An 18,495-nucleotide genomic window follows, 5' to 3' on the forward strand; every position below is an offset into this window, starting at 1 on the left:
CCCGCGGAGCGGGTAATGCAGCGCTGGCGCGCTGCATAGAGCGGGAATGCGCTGCGCGCATTCTGAAAGGCGCTGCGCGCCTTTGATAAACCGCTGCGCGGTTTATGGGGAATTCCCGCACGCGGGAATTCTAATTACCGCTGCGCGGTAATTGGGGGGGCGCCTCTCCGCTGCGCTCCGTGGCGGGGCGTCCGCTGCGCTCCCGCCCTACCGGCTTCGCCGGGCTGGCTACGGGCGGCGGACGGTGCATCACGCGCGGGCCCGTGTAGGGCTTGGGATTCCGGCCCACCACCCCGGGACAGCCGGGGCGGGTGGCGGGCCACCAGGAGGACACGGGGGCAGGGTCGCCGCCACGGGAACGGCGGGGCGGAGAACCCCGGGTGATGCTGCTTCAGATCGAGTACGAGATGAACTCTGGAGCCAGCCCGCACCCCCACTGCATCAAATGATGCGCATGTACCTTTGGCGGAATCGGACCACACCCCCGGGGCGCCGCTCCCCACGGTGCATCAACCTGATGGACCGTGTAGCGATTGGGATTCCAGGGCATCACCACATCCGCCCGGAGCGCCTTTTGATGCACGGGTAGAAACACGGACCGACCACCACCACTGGCCCGGTTTTTAAATGTCGAAAGGGAACGGTTCGAGGGCCTGCACCCTTTGCGCCTTGAGTCGGCATTTCATGCACGGGGTGGGCCAGACGTAATCCTCTTCCAGCTCACCCCCGCAGTGCGGGCATTTTCCGCAGTAGGCGTCTCCACATTCTTCTCCGCAGGTGTCGCAGAGCTTGTCCTTTTCCATCTCTCTCCGCCTTTGATAGCTGGTCTACAGCTCTTCCGGGTGCGTGTCCCGCACCCATCTCCACACGCCTTCGGCGTCCGGCGCGTAGAGGGACCGGCCGCCGGGATATTGGCCGTGGTCGCTCAGAATCGCGGTCCAGGGGTCTTCGTCCTCGGCGAGCACCGGCACGGTCTGCCCGTCCAGTGGTCCGCCGTGCAGTTGCACGTCAACTGTGTCCATGCGGGGACGGTAGCGGCGCGCACGGCCTGCTTTCAGGCAGTCGACGGATGAGTGCCTGCGCGGGTGTCCTGAGGGCCGCACGCGGACTGCTGCCATGGGTAGTGCCATGCCCAGGCGAGGGCGGGGGTTTCCGGGCGTCCGCGCAGGTCACCATGCATGGCAGCAGTCCGCGTGGCAGGACCCATGGCAGCACCCATGGCACGGGGCCGGGACGTACCGGCCCGTGCCCGGCGCGCTCCGCGACGGGCCGCGAGAGAGGCCGGCGCAGCGCCGCACGCCTTCCCCGACTCCCCGTCACCCGCCCCGCCACCTTTCAGCAGCCAGGCCCGGGGAACGAGGGGAAGTCCGAGCCGTGGTGAGTGCCTGTCCCGGCCCTGACCTGGTCGAACGGGCGGGCCGCGTCCGGGGAGGTGCAACAGATGTCGCAACCCCTGGCGCTACGGATGGTGCTACCGATGGCGCAACACATGCTGCTACCGATGGTGCGCCGTCCTCCTGGCCGTCGCCCCCGGGGACCAAGAGGACGGCGACGGCCGCGCGGGACGGGCCCCGGCATCGAGGCGACGACCTCGCCGCGGCGCCCCGTAGCGAGACCGCCAACCCGGCTTGCCCTACAACTTGCCCTACAACGTGCCTTTCAACTTGCGCTACAACTTGCTCTGCAACTTGCCCTACAACTTGCTTCCACCGGCCGGGCCGGACAGGAGAAACCGCAGATCAGGACGCACGGTCAAGGGGTGCCGGGCGCGCCGACTACTTCCCTGGGAGACCCCTCGGGGAGTACCGGCCCGGTTCCGCCGGGTCCCCGGGGCCGCCCGGCTGGCGAACGCTGCGCCCACCGGCCTGCCGACAACGGCGGCCAGGAGCACGAGCTCCGTCCCGGCGCCACGGCTCCGCGCCGGGACGGACGCCGCGTCCTGGGCGCCGGCCCCTCCCGCCGGACTGTGACCGCGGTTGTGACCGCAGCGGTGACACGGTGGCTGTGACCGCCCGGACCGGACCGGCCCGTGTCGGCACGCGTCCGAGCGCGCCCCTACGCGTACACGCGCGTAGGCGGCACGCCCGACCCGGGACACGCACGGCACGCGTTGGACCCCCGCCGAACCATCCGTCCGGGCATCCGCTGGGAACTGTCCGGACGCCCCGAGCTGGACAGATCCCGGACGGATGCCCAGCGGTTCCCCAGCGGATGCTCGGGCGTGCCGCCACCCAGCCTGCCGGGTGGCCTCCTCACAGTGCCTTGAGCGTGTCTTTGAGCAGGCGCAATGCCTTGTGCCAGTGAGAGGCGGTGGCGCGCCATTGCTTTTCCGCTTCCACACTGGCGCGGGTGACGGCGAGTTCCCTGCCGGTGGTGGTGCGGACCATGGCGATTCGGTGGGTGTTCATCAGCAACGCGTTGAGATGGAGCTCGCCGATCCCCAGAGAGGACGCAGCCTCCTCCCGGGTCATCCACTCGCCGCCTTCTGGGAGATCACGGTAGGCGAAGGGTATCTGCGGGAGATCGTCCGTCCAGGTCTTCACCCAGGCATTGTCGTCGACGGCCCACACCGGCCCGGTTCCGCCGGGTCCCCGGGCCGCTCCGCTCCGGGGTTCCCGGCAGCCTCGGCGTAGACCACCGCCAAGAGCACCGCGCCGTGCCCGCCGGAGCGAGCAGTGCCGGGGACGGTGCGTCGGCCGGCTCGACCGGCCGCTGCTCCTGGCCGTGGTTCCCGGACCGGCGCCGCCGGGCGTTGGCCTCGCCGCGGAACGCCCCCGGCATCGAGGCCGCAGGACCCGCGCGGGTGCCCGCCCCGCCGGCGACTGTGACCGCAGCGGTGACACGACGGCTGTGACCGCCTGGACCGGCCGACCCGTGTCGGCACGCGCCCGAGCGCGCCCCACGCGTACACGCGCGTAGGCGGCACGCCCGACACGGGACACGCACGGCACGCGGTGGACCCCGCCGAACCATCCGCTGGGCATCCGCTGGTGATCCGCTGGCATCCGTCCAGCAGCAGGCGCCCGGACAGATCCCAGCGGATGCCCAGCAGATGCCCGGACGGATGCCCAGAACCGGCATCAGGACCGGCACGGGCACCGGCTGGTGACCGGCAACCACCCCGATGGCCAGCCGGTGCACCGGTCGCGCCAGCCGGTGCCCCTGCCGGACCGGATGCCGGTCCCCACCAGCACAAACACCCGAACCTCACAGCTCACAGCCTCACAGCCAGAACCCGGCCACCAGGCGAAAACCGGGGTGAATCTCACAGGCAGCCCCCACGGACCCGCCCGCCCCAACGGGAACCCGGGGCGCTGTACGGCGATCTGCGGGCCCAACGCGACCGCCCCGGACCTGGGAGGCCCGGGGCGGCTGACGATCATTCAGAGGGGCGTACAGCGGCTCTAATGGCCCTGGTATGCGCCGGGGCCCTCTCCCTCCCTCGTCATGTCCCGCAGCCGCGAGTAGTGGAACTGGTGCGCGACGGTGACCGTGCCGGTCGGCCCGTTGCGGTTCTTCGCGAGGATCAACTCGCTCTCCCCGGCCCGGGGAGACGCCGGCTCGTAGGCGTCCTCGCGGTGGAGCAGGATGATCGCGCTCGCGTCCTGCTCCAGCTGTCCGGAGTCCCGCAGGTCCGACGCGGCGGGGCGCTTGCCCTCGCGGTGCTCGGAGCCACGGTTGAGCTGTGCGCAGCAGATGATCACGGCGCCGGTCTCCTCGGCGATGATCTTCAGCTCACGGCTGACCTCGGACACCCGCTCGTACGCGCTCTGGCGGCTGTTGCGCTGGTCGGTGTACATGAGCTGGACGTAGTCGATGATCACCAGCGGGACCTGTCCGGTCGCCCGGTGGACCGCCTTGATGCGGGTGCGGACCAGCGCCGGGGTGACCCGGGGCGTGTAGTCCATGAACAGCGGCAGCGTCTCCAGTTCGGGGAGCCGGCGGGCCATGCGGGTCCAGTCGTCCTCCGTGACCGCCGGGCCGCCCTCCATCAGGTGGTCCAGCGCGACCCGCGAGCGGTTCGACAGGACCCGGTTGGTGACCTCGGACCTGCCCATCTCCAGGCTGTGCACCAGCGTCGCCCGGCCCGAGCTGGCGTTGGCGAGCGCGACCCCGAGCGTGGCCGCGCTCTTGCCCATCGCCGGTCGGCCGGCCACCAGGACGATGTTCCCGGGCCGCAACTTGAGCTTCGCGTCCAGGTCGCGCAGCCCGGTCACCGCGGCGGCCTCGATCGTGGACTCCAGGCTGTCCAGGTGCTCCTGGAGCCCGTCGCCGAACAGGCCGAACAACCCGTCGTCCGCGGTCTCGTCGGCCGCCAGGTGCTCCAGCTCCGCCTGGTGCGCCGCGATCGCGCCGGTGACCCCGGCCGGGTCGGCCTGACGCGCCGTCTGCATCCCGCGCACCAGGGCCTCGTGGTAGCGGCGCAGCCGGGCGTAGCCGTGGACAATCTCGGCGTAGTGCTCGACCTCGACCGACAGGCATGCCTGCTGCGCGATCTGCGACAGCTGCACGAACCCGCCCACCCGGTCCAGGTCGCCACTGCGGCGGAGCTCCGCCTCGACCATCGGCAACCCGGTCGGCTTCGAGCGGCCGTGGAGTGCCAGAACAGCCCGCCAGATCGTCTCGTGGTGCGGCCGGTACCAGGTCCGGGGCGCGTCCAGGATCTGCGCCACGACCGGGACGGGGTCGGCGGCCGGGGTCGCCATTAGGCACGCGCCCAGCACCATCTCCTCGACCCGCCCGGCCGCCGCCTCCGGCGTCTCCGGCCCCTGCTGAGCGGGAATCTCCGTGAACGCGTCGGTGGTCACTGCTGCTCCTGAGAGGTCGTCGCGGCCAGGCCCGGGTGGGTGCAGCGGCGGTTGGGCTTGTCGTCGTCGTCGTCCAGGACCCAGCCGAGCTGGTCGCAGGCCGGGCAGGCCGCGCGCAACGCCGCCTCGATCTCCGGGGCGGTGTGGGCAGGCGCGGCGGCCGGGGCCGGCGGCCGGTACAGGCACAGGTCATCGACCCAGCCCGGCAGGCACTTCACCCACGAGGTAGCCCCGCCGGTGTTCTTCAAGATCTCGGCCTCAAGCGCCAGGCGCTGGACGTCGTCCATCGACGCGAGCGCCGGCCAGCCCTGCGTCCGCATCGCGCGCAGCAGCCGCGGTGCGCACCGCTTCGCCGTGGAGAGACCGGCCTGCCACCGCCGCATTCGCTGGAGGAAATCCGCCGCGCCCGCGAGGTCCTCGGCGGAGAACTCTGGCGCCCGTTCCAGCTGCTGCTGTGACGGCAGCGACCCCGTGGTGCGGGTGAGGGGGTAGGGGGAGGAGGAATCCTCCTCCTCCGGGGGGTGTGGGGGGGGAGATCCATTGGTACCACGTGGTGCGACCTGCGGTTTTGCACCATTGGCCATGTGTGGTGACTGGCCACATGTGGGCATTGGTGACATGTGGTCTGAGCTGGGGTTTTCCTCATTGCCCACATGTGGTGACTGACCACATGTGGGCAATGGTGACATGTGGTCTGAGCTGCGGTAATCGTCGGGAGCGGGAATCCACGCTCCGGTCTCAGGCTGGTCCAGCCGACGCTGGGAGACGACGTACTGGATGCCGACGGCCTTGCCGCCTTCACCACGCAGGCGGCGGGTCTGGATGTGGCCGGCCTCGCGCAGCAGACCCAGCTCCCGACGGACGGTGTTCGCGCCGAGCGGCTTACCGTTGGCGCCCTTCCAGCCGAGCCTGTCGAACCACTTCACCAGGAACGGGACGTCGAACGTGGCGTCGTGAGGCAGGAACCACAGGGCTTGCAGCACGCCGAGGGTCAAGGGCTGGAAGCCGTGCCCGAAGAACGTCTCGTCGGTGATCGTGACGTTCGGAGCGAACTCCGACTTCTTCCTGAAGGTCTCGCGGACATCGAGATCCGCCCGCTGACCGTGCAGTGCGTCGCGCTCGCTCACCGAGCCACCTCCGCCGGGTGGCTGTTCGTCTGCGGCGTGCCCGTAGGGCGGGCTGGCCTGCTGCGCTGTTCGTCTCGTACGCTCATAGATGAGCGCACCTCCTCATGCAGTCGAGAGTGCTTCTCCAGCCCGGGTGGCCGCCCGAGCTGGACGTGCGGGCCCCGTCGTTGCGACGGGGCCTTTTGCGTTGCCTATTGGTGGCTGATCACCCCTTCCGCGATCATGGGCAGATCGCGGAAGGAAAAGAATTCTCCCGCTGGATAAAGCGAGCGGGAGAATTCAGGATCTTCCGTTCTCGGCTGAGCAGGTTCGCCTATGACGAGAACAGAAGATCCTTCGACGGCTGCGAAAAGCCGATTGATTGCGGAGCTGACGTCGATTTTTTCGTGTCATCCCACGATGTCGAGTGTCACCCGGTGATGGAGTGGTGTGGTCGTGACGGTTACGTACACCGTTTCTCCCACGGAGTTCTTGGTGATGTTGACGATGCGGAAGCCGGGCGAACCTTCCTGCATCCTGAGCGCCTCGCACACGGCCAGGGGCATGGGCTCCGCCGTGATCGCGCACTCCGTCAGGGCGACGTCCCAGCCCAGCCAGTCAGCCACGCGCACGCCCTTTGGCGGCTTGATCGGCTGAGCGCCTACCGGCGCCAGCATCGGGGGCACACCCTCGTACCCGTCGGGCGTTTTGGCTGCGATCGGGTACGGCAGGACCGTCAGCTTGTGCTGTACCGGCACGCCGTCCACTGACCTGATCCTCGTGCGCTCCACGACGTCGGCCCCTTCGGAGATGCCCCAGAGAGCCATCTCAGCCGTTGCAGGCGACTGCCGTACGAGAGTGGTTTCCTCGCCTGCTTGGCCGACTGCGTTGCTCGGCTTCCAGGGCAGTGCGGCAGTCAGGTCCGGGGGCGCATACGTGCCCAGATGGGCGTCGGCGCTGGGGCCGGCTGCCACGGTGGTACCGCTGCCGCGCTCAGTACGGGTCAAGCCGAGGGCGGACAGTACGGCGTAGGCCGCCGCAGCCGTCTGCTGGCTTACCTCGTACTTGTCGGCCAGCTCTCGAACGCTGGGCAGGCGGGCACCGTACTGGTACTGACCTGCGGCAATGCCCGAGCGAATATCCGCCACGATGGCACTTGCATTCATGGTCGCTCTCCTCCCTGTGATCCCCTGCTTGTTTCCCAGGCTATCGGCGTCAAGCAGCGGTGCCCTCATGTTACCGCAGTCAAGAAGGTTGGGAACCATCTTGACACTTTGGATTTTGCTCTCTACCTTCGGTCTTGGGTCGCACAGCGATGGCCTCGGAGGTGCAACTCCGAGGCCATCTATCGGACCCGCCCAGGACTTGAGATGGAGAGAGGGCACCGACATGACGATCGTGGCAGAGCGCGGCTTATCCGCGCTGGTCACCCCCGGGGTACGGGCGGGGTTGGCCGAGGAGATCGAGCGCGAGGAGCGCCGGGACGACGACATGGGTCCGGAGGCGGAGCCGTTCGCGGCCCGCACGGGTTCGGTTCGGTCGGCGGACGCGGTGCTCCGCGAGCTGCTCGCCGGGTGGGTCGCCGAGTACGGGGTGATGGTCGGGCGTGTTGTCGCCCGGTCCGTGCGCCGTGAGGACCTGCACCTGGTGGACGACCTGGTGCAGGACGTGTGGGTCGAGGTGTGGCAGTACCTGCTGTGCGGCAACGACGTCCAGCGTCCGGCGGGGCTGCTCGCGGTGATGGCCCGCTCCCGGGTCTGCGGGCACTACCGCTCCGCCCGGGTCCGCCGCGAGCTGGCCACCGATTTCCAGGACTACGAGCGGGCCGTCCACCGGCTCGCGTCGTGGATCGGGGCAGCGGCATGAGCGCCCCGCTGACGGTGCTGGAGATCGTGCTGGAACGCGAGGGCACCAACTGCCTGTGCAGGGGCGCCTGCGGCATCGAGCACCCCTCGAAGCGGTGCGGCCTGGAGCGCACCGAGCGCCGCGAGTTGCTCGCCGCCCCGTACCCGCTCCCGCTGACCGAGCACGAGACCGCCGCCGCCCCGGTGTCGGAGCTCTGCCCGTGGTGCCCCGGCTGCTACGGCCGCGCCCGCAGGCGCAACGCCGAGACGGCCGCCGTGCTGCGCCGCCAGGCGCTGGACGAGTCGCAGCTCGGTCTGTTCGACGTCGAGGGCGCCGGGGGTGGTCGGTGATGACGGTGCGGGTGCACGAGTGGTGGGACGCGCCGCAGGCCGAGGTGCTGACGCGGACGATTCTGCCGGGGCAGCGCACGGTGGCGGACGCTGAGCAGCGGGTGCTGCGGGGCGTGTCGGGTCTGTCGCTCCCGCAGGGGTACGTCGTCGCCGGGTCGGGTCTCGACGTGCTGGGCGCGGACGAGCTGCGGGTGCGGGCGCGGATGATCGTCGCGATGGGCCGGGTCGGCGCCTGGGCGCGGATCGGGGGCCGGTCATGACGCTCACGCGGAACGCGAAGCAGGTCGTCGCCGCTGCCGGTCCGGCCGGTGTCCCGGCCTGCCAGGGCGTGGACCCGGAACTGTTCTTCCCGGAGGCGTCGGAGCTGCGCAACGGCCTCTCGGCGGCGGAGCTCGCCGCGCTGGCGGTGTGTGCCGGGTGCCCGGTGGTCGCGTGGTGCCTGTCGCGGGACTTGGCCGAGTGCACCGTGGCGTCCCGTGTCCGGGGCGTGCGCGGCGGGCTCCGGCAGGCCGAGCGCCGCGCACTGCACGTCGAGCTGTTCGGCCGCCGGCCGAAGAACGGAGCGACGGCATGAGCGCCCCGACGACTCCGCCCCCGGCTCCGAGCCGGGCGACGAAACGGCGGACGACGATCCGGGCCGCCGCGCTGGCCGCCACGGTGACGGGCGCTCAGCCCGTCGCCACGGCCCCGGCCCCGGCCGCCCCGGCCTCTCCTCCGGTGGTCCCGGCTCCGGTCGCTCCGGCCCCGGCCCCGGCCCCGGCTCCGGCTCCGGCTCCGGCTCCGACGAAGGTCGGGTCGAAGTTCGCGGCGAAGTTCAAGAAGGCGCCGGTCGCTGCGGCGGACCCGGCGGAGGCTGCGTCGTCTGCTCCGGAGCGGTCGCTGAAGAAGCGCCAGCGCCGTGCCGCCGCCGCAGAGGTCGAGGCCGAGGGTGAGGCCGAGGCGGGTGGTCGGTTCGCGGCGATCGCGGCGAGTCCGCGGTGGCGGTGGCTCGCCTACAACGCGGGCGCGGCCGGTGCCGGTTCGCTGGTGATCTGGTCGCTGACCGGTGACCCGATGGCGGGCGTCGGGCTGATGGCCCGGATGACGTTCTCCGTCCCGCAGCTCGCCGCCGCCGGCCTCACGGTCGCGGCCGCGATCGGCGGATGGAAAGCCGCGGGGATGGTCCAGCTCCAGAAGTTGCCGGGCCTGTTCGGGTTGCTGGCCCGTCCGGTCGCCGCCGTGGCGGCGTCCCTGTGGGGCCAGGGGACCGGCCCGGTCGTCCGGGACGTGCTCTACGCCATCGAGCCGTGGGGCACCCTCCTCTCCCCGCTGCTGGCCGCCGGTCCGCTCGCCGCCGCGTGCTGGTACGGCCTGGACCGCCGCGCCGCCCGTGCCCAGCTCATCCCGGCGGTCCGCTGGGCGGCCCGTGTGCCGCTCGCCACCGTCGTCCTCTCCTCCCTCATCTACGCGCCCGGAGTCGTCCTGTGAGCATGTCTCTCTCCACCCTCGCCGCGACGGACGTCGTCCTCGCCAACGGTCCGGTCCTCGGCTCGATCGGGATCTCCGGCCTCACCCTCGCCACCGGCCTCCTGCTCCTCTTGGGGCTGCGCGGCTCCGACCGCATGAAGCTCGACCGCGACAAGGCCGGCGCGTTCGGGATCGGTTTCGGGACGCTCGCCGTGGCGGCCGGGAACCTGTGGGGCGACGTCGTGAAGGGCATCAGCGACGTACCGACGTCCCTGATCCAGGGGTCCGGCCTCGGCGACATCGGCCTCGGCGGCGTCGCGGTCGCCCTCACCATCTGCGTGTTCTTCCCTTCGTGGAAGAAGCTCATCTGGCCCGCGCTCCTCGGGATCTCCGCCGGGGTCATCTACGGGCAGGCGGGCGGCATCTGGGGCATCGGCGTCGGCCTGGTCCTCAAGCTCGCGAACATCGTCGGCGGTCTGTGATGACTGCCGAGATGGTGGACGCCCCGCCGGTCGTCGTCCCGGTGACGGCCCCCCCGGGGGAGCCGGTCGCCCTGGTCCTCGCGGACGAACCGGCGGTCGTGGAGGCCCCGGCAGTCGCCCCGGTGGTCGAGGACGGCCGCCGGGTCCCCGGGGCGGTCCTGGAGGTATGGGCGGTCACGTCCGGCACCTGGACCGGCATCAAGACCGTGTGGCGCGGCTCGTGGGCGCTGCTGGGACTGGGCTGCGGGTGCGTGGCCCGGGCGGTGCGGTGGGCGTGGGACCAGGCGTCCGACGACCCCCAGGCCGCCGCCGCCCTGGCCAAGTACACGAAGCGCCACGCCGCGCTGGTCAAGAAGCTGGAGGCCGCCGACGAGGACGACGACGTGCGCGAGGCGGCACTGGAGGAGCTCGGCGGCGCGCCGCTCGGGCGGCGTCCGCTGCTGGAGTCGCTCGGCTACATCGCCCTCGGCGGGCTCCTGGCGGTCGGGGCCGGCGGGATGGCGACCGCCCTGATCACCTCTCACCTCGGCGTCTTGGTGCCGTGGGAGCCCTTGATCGTTTCGGTCGGGGGAGCGGCGTGGATCGTGAGCGCGTGGCGCGTCGCCCCGCCCCTCTCCCCGGCCCCGGGCAAGGGCGAGGGCGAGGGCGAGGACAACGGGCAGGACGTCGTCGAGGACGAGGACCAGGAGGACGGCCAGGGGCTGTTGCTGTGGCACGTGGTGGAGGCGGTGGCGGACGCGGAGAGCGCGGGTCGGGCCGGGGTCCACCTCGATGTGGTGCTCCAGTCCGCGACCGCTGCCGGGCTCATCGTCCCCGACACCGAACTCGCCGCGCTGCGGACATGGGTGGAGGGGACCGGGCTCCCCACCGTCGACAAGCTCGGCATGCGGATCGGCGGGAAGCCGGTGACCCGGGTCGGGCTCCGCGTGGACGCCACGTCCACGGCGCTCGGGATGTCCCCGCTCGCGCTCGTCCAGGACCGCGCGGCCAAGGCCGCCGAGGCGGCGTCCGCGGCCCCCGCCGGGCCGGTCGGGGAGACCCCCGCCGACCCGCCCGCAGCCCCCGCCAAAGCGGTCGGGGAGCCCCCCGCCGGCACCCCGCCCCAGACCCCCGCGAAGGCCCCCGCCAAGCACCCCGTCGCGGCCGCTCTCAGCCTCATCCCCGGGCGCCGACAGGCACCCGCCAAGGCCCCCTCCCCGACCCTCTCCCAGGAGAAGCCACCGACCCCCCGATAGACCGCCCTATCACCGCTTTGACCTGCGGAAACTATCACCGCCCTATCGGCCCCTGGCGGGCCCCTGACGCCCCTCCCTGACGCCGGATCACCCGGATTCGAGAAGGGGTCTGGAGTCTCCGCCTGCTGCCCGATCCGCCCGCGTGAGAGGGGCGGTGAGGGGAGCCGAGAGGCCCCACCACGCAAGCGCGGAGCGACCGCCCAACTGCCAAGAAAGCCGGTCGCTCCGCATCCCATCTGCGCGAGACAGGACACCGAATCATGGCACTCGACAAGAAGATCTCCATCACCCCCCGGCCCGCCAGCGCCCCCTCGAACGGCGACCGCTACGAGTCCGACTACTGCGCCTCCCGGGGCGGCTGGGTCTCCGGTCCGGCCAAGCCGGTCGCGGGCACCCCGAAGGGCGGCAAGTGATGACGTGCTGCGGACGCCCGATGACCCAGAGCGGCCCCCAGTGGGTGTGTGGCAAGTGCGGCAGCTGGACCCAGCCCGGAGCGACTGGAGCGGCCCGGTGACCACCCGCCGCGTACGGGCCGCGCTCCAGGCCCTGGCCCGCCTCGCCTCCCAGTGGCAGTGCTCCCAGTGCGGTGGCTGGTTCGAGTCCGACAGCCCGTCGCAGACCTGCTCCGCCTGCTCCTGACCGCTCACCGCGCCCCGGGGCCCATCCGGCCCCGGGGCGCCCGTACTCCCGATGGAGGCACACCATGACGACGACGACCACGACGTACACCGCTCCGGTCCCGCCCGGGTCCGCTCCGGACCGGCGGGCCGGTGCTCCGGCCACCCCCGGCAGGGGGGAGGATGCCGGGATGGAACAGACGCTGACGGGTGACCAGGACACGGCCTACCGGGGTGCCACGGCCCCGGCCGCTCCGTACGCGGCCGAGGCCGTTCCGGCAGCCACCCCGGCCGCTCCGGCCCTCACCGACACCGCTCCGCCCGCTCCCCGCAAGGGCGGCCGGGGGGTGCCGGCCGGGGTGGGCACCCCCGTGTCCACGGCCCCGGCCGACCCTGGCGCGGCCCCGGCAGATGTGGCCTCCCCCCAGGCCACTGCGGCCACCCTCGGTGCCCGCCTGGTGGGCTGGCTCCTGCCGCTGGTGGCCGGGGTCGGGATGCCGGTCGTCGGCGTGATCGGGTTCGCCGCCTCGTACACCACGCTCAAGCAGTTCGCGCTCCACCACGGGTTCAGCCACGGGTTCGCGCCGTTCTTCCCGATCGGCATCGACGTCTCGATCGTGGCCCTGCTCGCCCTCGACCTGTTCATGGTCCGGCGGGGCACCCCGTGGCCCGTGGTGCGCTACGCCGCGCACTTCATGACGCTCGTGACGGTCGTGCTGAACGCCACCGAGGGCATCGGCGCAGAGACCTCCGGCGCAGGGCAGGCGGAGGCCGCTGGCGGCGTCTGGGACAGTCTCTGGGCGAACCCGCTGTGGGCGCTCTCGCACGCGGTCATGCCCGGCCTGTTCGTCCTCGGGATCGAGGGCGCCCGCAAGATCCTGATGCACGCCGCCCGGATCAAGCAGGGCACGGCCACCGACCGCGTCCCGCTGCACCGCTGGGTCCTCTCCCCGATCGCGACCGCGCGCCTGTACCGGCGGATGCGTCTGGCGGCCGTGCGCTCGTACCCGGAGATGGTGCGGCGCGAGCAGGACCTGGCCGGGTACGTCGTCCACCTCACCCAGCGCCACGGCGGCGACCTGAAGAAGGCGTCGGAGATCGAGCGGCTGCCCATCACGATGGCGCCCCGCGGCTACACGGTCGAAGAGGCGCTCGCCCTGCCGGAGCGGTGGCAGGCGGAGGAGGAGGAGCGCGAGCGTCAGAAGGCGGAGCGCGAGCGCCAGAAGAAGGCGGCCGACGCGGAGCGCGCGCGGCAGGACAAGGAGCGTCAGCGCCAGGAGGCGGAGGACGACCGCCGGGAGGCGGAGCGTCTGCGCGAGGCGGCGACGGCGGCCCGGATCGCGGAGATCACCGACCGGGGCCGGGTTGCGGAGGCGGAGCACCGCACGGACGCCCGGGTCGGTTCGGCGGCGGCGGAGGCGACCGCGACCACCGCCGAGGCGGAAGTCCAGGCCGCGCTCCGGAAGACGGCGGCCGAGCGTGCGGCGAAGGCGGAGCAGACGGCGGTCGAGTCGGAGACGGCCGCCGCCGCCCGCAAGCGCGCCGCCGAGTTGGCGGACGAGGCGGCGGCCCTGGAGCTGAAGGCGGCCCGCGACCGTGACGAGGCGACCCGCCTCGCGGACCAGGCGGAGCGCCGGGCGCAGGAGACGGAGCGCCGTACGGCGGACCGGATCACCCGCGAACACCAGCTCGCCCAGACCGAGAGGGCGACGGCGGAGGCGACGCTGGCCGCCGCGCGCGCCCGGGAGGAGACCGCCCGCATCGAGGCGGCGGCCGAAGCCGCCGACGACTACCTGAAGCTGTCCCAGCGCCAGCGCCACGCCCGCCGCGTCGCCCGCATGCTCCTCGTTGAGTACCCCGCCGGCACCCCGGCCGACCAGATCGACCCCGAGCGCGTTCCGCTCGCCCGGATCCAGGACCGCCTCGGTGCCGCCCGCACCACCGCCGGCGAACTCCGCCAGGAGGCGATGCAGCTCCTGCGCGACGGCTACGCCCACCAGGCCGCCGCCGACGCGGTGTACGAGCCCGTGCACTGACACCCGTATGACCCCCGTGCATGCAGAAGGGCCCGGCCTGATGACCGGGCCCTCCCCATGGCACCTTGGGCACGTCAGGTCCGACGCCACCACCGACGCTGCTCCGCCGCCTCCCCAACCGCCCCGGGCCCCAGGACCGGAGCTTGGGTCAGCGGGGGCACCGGCTCGTTCCCGCCACCGACGGGATGTGCCTGCCCGGGCACGGACGGGGACGGCTGCAGTACGGCCCGTTCCTGGCCTGCCGTCAGCGCCCGCAGCGCCTGCTGAAGATCGGCGATGTGCTCCGCCCGCGCGTCGAGCTGATCACGCAGCAACTGCGCCTCGGCCTTGGCGAGCTGGCGTCCGTGTTCGGCGGTGGCGAGGGCCAAGGCGTGTTCGTGGCGGACGCGGTCGAGTTCGGCGCGGAGCCCGGCCCCGTCCTCCGGGTCCGCGACGACGCCCGGGTCTGGCCCGGCCGGCATCACCGCGGTCACCTCGTCGGGTCCGGCGGGGGCATGCAGCCGGAACCCGGCCGCCAGGAGGTCTTCGACGGGGATCAGCCACCCACGCTGCGGGTCTTGGACCGCGCCGGGCAGGTCGCCCGCCTCGCGGCGCCGGCGGATGGTCGTGCGGGAGACGCCGCACGCGGCGGCAGCCTCGCGCTGGTTCAGCAACGGACGCGTGCTCATGGGCTCATCCTCCCCCGAGACCGGAGCTGCTCCTGTCAGGCCAGGGCCGATGCCATGCGCGGCCGTGCCGTGGGGGCACACAGGGTCCTTGCAGGTGAAGGGCTATGGCACCCACACCTTCACCGGACCCTGCCAGGGTTGCCAGGCTGGACCCCGTCCTTTGAAGGGGCGGGGTTGCGCAGCTAAGCCTGTCGTGCCGCATCGTGCTGCCCGGCACCGGGACATGGCGGAGGCTGCACCGTCCGCCGAACCCGTCATCCAAGGACCTGTCCGGACGCACCACCCTCGAGGGGAACCCGACCATGACACCGAGGCCACCGCCCCGCAGCAGGCCATCGCCTTCGTTCTGCTTTCGTCCCGTCCCCGGCTGCTGGGTACGAGCCGGTCGCAGGCCCCTCACCAGCGCTAGCACTCGTCCTGTTTGCTGAAGGGACTCTGCTACTCCTGCTGGCGGGCGTCGTCGCCGCCGGTTACCTCGGGCCGGGCGCTCACACCCCCCGTGACCGTGTTCGTCGCCGTGATCGGGGTTTCGGGCTCGCTGGCCGGACTCGTTGTTCTGTGCTGGAAACGGTGAGCACTAAGACGGCCGTGGGACAGGGACGGTGTGTTCGGGTCTCGGCTGTCAGACGGTCCGGCGCGGCCGACCGCAATGACGCGCGGGTACACCCAACCCCGAGCGGAGATTCGGACAACAGACGTTCAGTCAGCGCCATAAGCGCCGCAAAGTTAGTTCTGCGGGCGTTCGATGGGAAGTTCTGCCGTGCCAGTACTCGTACGTTTAGTGGAGGGAACGCCATGCGCGGATCCGCGCTGAAACATCTGGGAGCGACTGGAGCTGCTCTCTTGCTGGCCACTGCCGGCTTCGTTGCGGCACCACCTGCGGCCGCCGAAATCACTGCGGCCTGCCCATGGACACAGGGATACCCGCCGGCGGACCTCAATCCCACCCAGCAGATCGACTACGCCGAAACCACCGCTACGGTTCGTGTCGGCCCTTACGGTGCCTGCACTGCCACCAACTCGTATGCGCCGGGCCAGTCCCTGACGGTGAACTGCTACGTGACCAACAGTTACGGCAACACCTGGTCGTACATCCGCGGGTCCGGATGGGTCTGGGACGCGAACCTGCGCTACGGCGGCGCTGGAGCCCTCTGCAAGTTCCCGTAGGGAAGGTAAGTCCGTGGAGCCTGGCAGTGGGCGCCTGGTCCGCAGCGGACGTGACGAAGGGTGGCGCCCAGTGTGAACCCGCCCTTCGAGGCGATCGGGCCCGACCCCGAATGCCTCGCCCACATTGACGCGTCGAGCTTCACCTCTGGCCTGGTCGCCCTGTGCTGGAAACGGGATGCACCGGGACGGCCGTGGCCCCCGGCAGTGTGCTGCCGGGGGCCACGGGGCGGGGCGGGGCGGGGTGTTGGGTTCTCGGCTGTCAGATGGTCCGGCGGGGATCACAGGACGGCGATGTCCCCGAGGGCGCCCTCACGGGCGTACTCGACGTTCAGGCCGCCGAGGGCGAGGATGCTGAGGTCAAGCAGTCCACCGCGAGCGACTACCTGACCGAGGCCCGCGCCCCGGTCGCCAACGGCTACGGCGCTGCCGCGCAGGAGCACCAGGAGCACGCCCACGCCTGACCGGCACAAGCACCACACAGAAGGGGCCCGAGGCGCTCAACTCGCCTCGGGCCCTTCTGCGTTCCCTGCCACCGTACGGTCGCTAGGAAGGCTTAATGCCTCCTTCGAGGGGTCTCAACGACCATTTGGATGTCCGGGCTCGGCGTTGTTCAGAAAGCCGAGGCCACGACGCCGCCTTTGCCGTGGTAGTCCGGGGTCTGCGTCTTCTTCTTTTTGGGCTGCGCGACGTTGTGTGTACTGGACGTGGACTGCGGGGCGGAGCGTGCCTTGTGGGGCTGCTTCGCCTTGGTGGCTCCGGTGTGCTTCTGCTTGGTGCCGGGCTTGGTGTCTTCCGCAGTTCGCGGCTTCTTCGCGGCGGCCTCGTCTGCCTGTTCGCGGAGTTTGCGGGTGCGTTCGGTGACGCAGGTGTCGTATCCGCCGCACTCCTTTTGAGCCTGCAGGTACAATGCGCTCTGTTCGCGGAGTTTGCGGGTGCGTTCGGTGACGCAAGTGTCATATCCGCCGCACTCGGTATGCGCCTTCTGATAGAGCGGGTCGGCGTTGGACTTCTTCGCCTTATCCGTCGAGTCCGCGATCGCCTTCTCGTTCTGCTTGCGCAGCCTGTCAGCGCGTTCTCTTACGCAGGGGGTGTATCCGCCGCACGTGGTACGCGCCTTCTTAACGAACGGGTCCGCGTTCGACTTGTCGGCGATCGCTTTCGCGGTGTCGAGCGCCTTTTGGGACTTGATCAGCTCAGGAGCGACCGCGCGGGTGGCGCCCTGGGTGAATCCCTTGGAGGTGTCGAAGGCGCGGAAGAGTACCTCGATCTCGTTGTTGTCCTTGATTTCGTTGTAGTCGTCGATGATCCGTTTCGCCAGAGCCGGGTCCTTGCGTGCCTGCTCCAGTAACTGCTGGTTCCTGCTGTCCAGGGAGGCCGCGTAGTCCTGGCTGATGCCGTCGGCGATGACTCCGGCAACGGCGTCAGCCATCTGGTTAGCGCCCGTGCCCCGGAACCCGGTCTTCGACATGGCCGTGGGACGGGTGATGGTTGCGCTCTTGTTCCCCTGCGACGTGGTCGACGTGGTCGTCGGGTTGGTGGAGCCCGGTCCCCTCGGAGGCTGCTTCGGGTCGCGCGGTGTCGCCCGCGTACCGCCAGTGTCGCCGTCGTCCGGCGGTCCCTGGAGCCGGCGGCGGTCAGCCTCGGACTCAGCCAGGCCGGTGCCTCGCGCGCGGTCCCCACGCGGCGTATTCGGGCCGGACTTCGGCGATTTGACGCTGCTGACAACAGGCCCCTTGGGCGCTTCCACGCTGCTGGTCGACGGCCCCTTCGGCGGGGTCTTCGGGCCGGTCGGCGCCGGGCGTGTTCCGCCGGTGTCACCGTCGTCATCCTGGCGACGGAGCCGGTCTCGTTCGTCCTGAGCCCGTGACAGTGCCGCCCGCGTGCCGTCGATCTTCTGTTGCACCCGATCGCGCCCAGCACGGGTCATGGTCTGCTGCTTGCTCGCCTTACGTTCGAGATCGCCGAGCTTTTTCTTGAGTGTGCGGACCTGAGTGTCGAGCTGCGTGATTTCCTTGCCGGTGGGCGCCGGCTTCGTGTCGTCAGGGTCGCGGAGCTTGCCTGACACGTGCCTGTGCTGCCGGTACAACGTTTCCAGCTTTTGCCTTTCCTTAGCTTGTTTGTTCGGGCTCGCGGTCTTGTCGCGCTGATTCTTGGTCCGCTCGATCTTTTTCTCAATATTGGTGAGTTGCTTGGCGAGCACTTTCGGGGTCTCACGTGACTTCCGGTTCCAGGTGAAGAAGTCCTCTACGGCAGCTGGCACATCGTCCTTGACGTTGAACGTGGTCCCCCCCGCCGCTGTCCGCTTCTCAATGCGCTGGGCGAGTATCTGCACGGGCAGCTTCACCTGGTAGTACCGGTCCCGGGGATCCAGCTCCTCATGGACCCAGGACCCATACATGTTCCATGACAGCTTGCTCCTCCAGCTGGGCTGACTCTCCGGAGAGCTGGCTGCCGGGTCAGGCGGGGGCGGAGCCGCCGAAGCGTCGGTCGCCGGGCCGGCCAGGATGAACCCGACCGCCGCTATCAAGGCCACCAGGGCCATCCGTAAGGCCGCAGGCCAAGCACTGTGCGGCTTCTGGCCGATGGAGGTCGCATGGGGCGTGGTGTTCATGACGTCTTCTCCTTGGATGGTCGGGCCGGCTGCGGCGGGGGGGGGCCCGGCCCCCCCCCCCCCCCCCGGCGCCCCCGCCCGGCCCCCCCCCCCGCCCCCCCCCCCCCCCCCCACCCCCCCCGGG

The 18,495-nt window shown here is 71.1% G+C and carries 19 protein-coding genes; 12 read left to right on the plus strand and 7 right to left on the minus strand.

Features of this window, described 5'->3' with window-relative positions:
- Positions 1-827: 827 nt before the first annotated feature.
- The 5 genes from ACFYPN_RS32445 to ACFYPN_RS32465 all read right to left on the minus strand — a co-directional run bounded on the left by ACFYPN_RS32445 (position 828) and on the right by ACFYPN_RS32465 (position 7,080).
- Positions 828-1,022 carry a hypothetical protein gene (locus ACFYPN_RS32445; RefSeq protein ID WP_389303315.1) on the minus strand — a complete coding sequence of 65 codons (195 nt, stop codon included), beginning with the start codon at positions 1,020-1,022 and terminating at the stop codon, positions 828-830.
- 1,230 nt (positions 1,023-2,252) lie between these two features.
- Positions 2,253-2,543: a DNA-binding protein gene (locus ACFYPN_RS32450; protein ID WP_389303318.1), complete on the minus strand. Its 291-nt coding sequence runs from the start codon at positions 2,541-2,543 to the stop codon at positions 2,253-2,255.
- A gap of 861 nt (positions 2,544-3,404) precedes the next feature.
- Positions 3,405-4,808 (minus strand): replicative DNA helicase, encoded by a 1,404-nt coding sequence (locus ACFYPN_RS32455; RefSeq protein ID WP_389303321.1) that lies wholly within the window; start codon positions 4,806-4,808, stop codon positions 3,405-3,407.
- Positions 4,805-5,935: a hypothetical protein gene (locus tag ACFYPN_RS32460; RefSeq protein WP_389303323.1), complete on the minus strand. Its 1,131-nt coding sequence runs from the start codon at positions 5,933-5,935 to the stop codon at positions 4,805-4,807. The genes ACFYPN_RS32455 and ACFYPN_RS32460 overlap by 4 nt, the downstream gene beginning before the upstream one ends.
- Positions 5,936-6,324: 389 nt before the next feature.
- Complete coding sequence (locus ACFYPN_RS32465) at positions 6,325-7,080, minus strand: GntR family transcriptional regulator (RefSeq protein ID WP_389303325.1); 756 nt, start codon at positions 7,078-7,080, stop codon at positions 6,325-6,327.
- A 223-nt stretch (positions 7,081-7,303) separates the two neighbouring features.
- Here ACFYPN_RS32465 and ACFYPN_RS32470 point away from each other — a divergent pair, with 223 nt between their 5' ends.
- From ACFYPN_RS32470 to ACFYPN_RS32515, 10 genes are all read left to right on the plus strand, one after another.
- Positions 7,304-7,780, plus strand: a complete 477-nt coding sequence (locus ACFYPN_RS32470) for an RNA polymerase sigma factor (protein ID WP_389303327.1) — start codon at positions 7,304-7,306, stop codon at positions 7,778-7,780.
- Positions 7,777-8,109 carry a hypothetical protein gene (locus ACFYPN_RS32475; protein ID WP_389303329.1) on the plus strand — a complete coding sequence of 111 codons (333 nt, stop codon included), beginning with the start codon at positions 7,777-7,779 and terminating at the stop codon, positions 8,107-8,109. Before ACFYPN_RS32470 ends, ACFYPN_RS32475 begins: the two co-directional genes overlap by 4 nt.
- Positions 8,109-8,369, plus strand: coding sequence for a hypothetical protein (locus tag ACFYPN_RS32480; RefSeq protein ID WP_389303331.1), 261 nt, complete (start codon positions 8,109-8,111; stop codon positions 8,367-8,369). Before ACFYPN_RS32475 ends, ACFYPN_RS32480 begins: the two co-directional genes overlap by 1 nt.
- Positions 8,366-8,683 carry a WhiB family transcriptional regulator gene (locus tag ACFYPN_RS32485; protein ID WP_389303334.1) on the plus strand — a complete coding sequence of 106 codons (318 nt, stop codon included), beginning with the start codon at positions 8,366-8,368 and terminating at the stop codon, positions 8,681-8,683. The genes ACFYPN_RS32480 and ACFYPN_RS32485 overlap by 4 nt, the downstream gene beginning before the upstream one ends.
- Positions 8,680-9,576 carry a hypothetical protein gene (locus ACFYPN_RS32490; protein ID WP_389303336.1) on the plus strand — a complete coding sequence of 299 codons (897 nt, stop codon included), beginning with the start codon at positions 8,680-8,682 and terminating at the stop codon, positions 9,574-9,576. Before ACFYPN_RS32485 ends, ACFYPN_RS32490 begins: the two co-directional genes overlap by 4 nt.
- Before the next feature lie 2 nt (positions 9,577-9,578).
- Positions 9,579-10,037 carry a hypothetical protein gene (locus tag ACFYPN_RS32495; RefSeq protein ID WP_389303339.1) on the plus strand — a complete coding sequence of 153 codons (459 nt, stop codon included), beginning with the start codon at positions 9,579-9,581 and terminating at the stop codon, positions 10,035-10,037.
- Positions 10,037-11,272 carry a hypothetical protein gene (locus ACFYPN_RS32500; protein ID WP_389303342.1) on the plus strand — a complete coding sequence of 412 codons (1,236 nt, stop codon included), beginning with the start codon at positions 10,037-10,039 and terminating at the stop codon, positions 11,270-11,272. The genes ACFYPN_RS32495 and ACFYPN_RS32500 overlap by 1 nt, the downstream gene beginning before the upstream one ends.
- A 260-nt stretch (positions 11,273-11,532) precedes the next feature.
- Positions 11,533-11,685 carry a hypothetical protein gene (locus ACFYPN_RS32505; protein WP_389303344.1) on the plus strand — a complete coding sequence of 51 codons (153 nt, stop codon included), beginning with the start codon at positions 11,533-11,535 and terminating at the stop codon, positions 11,683-11,685.
- 97 nt (positions 11,686-11,782) lie between these two features.
- Positions 11,783-11,911 carry a hypothetical protein gene (locus tag ACFYPN_RS32510; protein WP_389303347.1) on the plus strand — a complete coding sequence of 43 codons (129 nt, stop codon included), beginning with the start codon at positions 11,783-11,785 and terminating at the stop codon, positions 11,909-11,911.
- A 64-nt stretch (positions 11,912-11,975) separates the two neighbouring features.
- Positions 11,976-13,925, plus strand: coding sequence for a DUF2637 domain-containing protein (locus ACFYPN_RS32515; RefSeq protein WP_389303349.1), 1,950 nt, complete (start codon positions 11,976-11,978; stop codon positions 13,923-13,925).
- A 74-nt stretch (positions 13,926-13,999) separates the two neighbouring features.
- Here the strand turns inward: ACFYPN_RS32515 and ACFYPN_RS32520 are convergent, their stop codons facing one another.
- Positions 14,000-14,593 carry a helix-turn-helix transcriptional regulator gene (locus ACFYPN_RS32520; protein ID WP_389303352.1) on the minus strand — a complete coding sequence of 198 codons (594 nt, stop codon included), beginning with the start codon at positions 14,591-14,593 and terminating at the stop codon, positions 14,000-14,002.
- Positions 14,594-15,436: 843 nt separating this feature from the next.
- Between ACFYPN_RS32520 and ACFYPN_RS32525 the strand changes: the two genes are divergently transcribed.
- Positions 15,437-15,760, plus strand: a complete 324-nt coding sequence (locus ACFYPN_RS32525) for a hypothetical protein (protein ID WP_389303355.1) — start codon at positions 15,437-15,439, stop codon at positions 15,758-15,760.
- A gap of 263 nt (positions 15,761-16,023) precedes the next feature.
- Entirely contained in the window at positions 16,024-16,221 is a 198-nt protein-coding gene (locus tag ACFYPN_RS32530) for a hypothetical protein (RefSeq protein WP_389303358.1), read from the plus strand.
- 149 nt (positions 16,222-16,370) lie between these two features.
- On the opposite strand, the gene ACFYPN_RS32535 is transcribed toward ACFYPN_RS32530, so the two are convergent.
- Entirely contained in the window at positions 16,371-18,371 is a 2,001-nt protein-coding gene (locus ACFYPN_RS32535) for a hypothetical protein (protein WP_389303360.1), read from the minus strand.
- Positions 18,372-18,495 lie beyond the last annotated feature (124 nt).

This window comes from Streptomyces sp. NPDC005576, assembly GCF_042871745.1.
Classification (GTDB): Bacteria; Actinomycetota; Actinomycetes; order Streptomycetales; family Streptomycetaceae; genus Streptomyces.

Excerpts from the sequence above, each read along its gene's own strand:
- ACFYPN_RS32495 (WP_389303339.1), top strand. The coding sequence starts at position 9,579 with ATGTCTCTCTCCACCCTCGCCGCGACGGACGTCGTCCTCGCCAACGGT.
- ACFYPN_RS32480 (WP_389303331.1), top strand. The coding sequence starts at position 8,109 with ATGACGGTGCGGGTGCACGAGTGGTGGGACGCGCCGCAGGCCGAGGTG.
- ACFYPN_RS32485 (WP_389303334.1), top strand. The coding sequence starts at position 8,366 with ATGACGCTCACGCGGAACGCGAAGCAGGTCGTCGCCGCTGCCGGTCCG.
- ACFYPN_RS32530 (WP_389303358.1), top strand. The coding sequence starts at position 16,024 with ATGGTCCGGCGGGGATCACAGGACGGCGATGTCCCCGAGGGCGCCCTC.
- ACFYPN_RS32475 (WP_389303329.1), top strand. The coding sequence starts at position 7,777 with ATGAGCGCCCCGCTGACGGTGCTGGAGATCGTGCTGGAACGCGAGGGC.
- ACFYPN_RS32465 (WP_389303325.1), bottom strand. The coding sequence starts at position 7,080 with ATGAATGCAAGTGCCATCGTGGCGGATATTCGCTCGGGCATTGCCGCA.
- ACFYPN_RS32500 (WP_389303342.1), top strand. The coding sequence starts at position 10,037 with ATGACTGCCGAGATGGTGGACGCCCCGCCGGTCGTCGTCCCGGTGACG.
- ACFYPN_RS32490 (WP_389303336.1), top strand. The coding sequence starts at position 8,680 with ATGAGCGCCCCGACGACTCCGCCCCCGGCTCCGAGCCGGGCGACGAAA.
- ACFYPN_RS32535 (WP_389303360.1), bottom strand. The coding sequence starts at position 18,371 with ATGAACACCACGCCCCATGCGACCTCCATCGGCCAGAAGCCGCACAGT.
- ACFYPN_RS32445 (WP_389303315.1), bottom strand. The coding sequence starts at position 1,022 with ATGGACACAGTTGACGTGCAACTGCACGGCGGACCACTGGACGGGCAG.
- ACFYPN_RS32520 (WP_389303352.1), bottom strand. The coding sequence starts at position 14,593 with ATGAGCACGCGTCCGTTGCTGAACCAGCGCGAGGCTGCCGCCGCGTGC.
- ACFYPN_RS32470 (WP_389303327.1), top strand. The coding sequence starts at position 7,304 with ATGACGATCGTGGCAGAGCGCGGCTTATCCGCGCTGGTCACCCCCGGG.
- ACFYPN_RS32505 (WP_389303344.1), top strand. The coding sequence starts at position 11,533 with ATGGCACTCGACAAGAAGATCTCCATCACCCCCCGGCCCGCCAGCGCC.
- ACFYPN_RS32515 (WP_389303349.1), top strand. The coding sequence starts at position 11,976 with ATGACGACGACGACCACGACGTACACCGCTCCGGTCCCGCCCGGGTCC.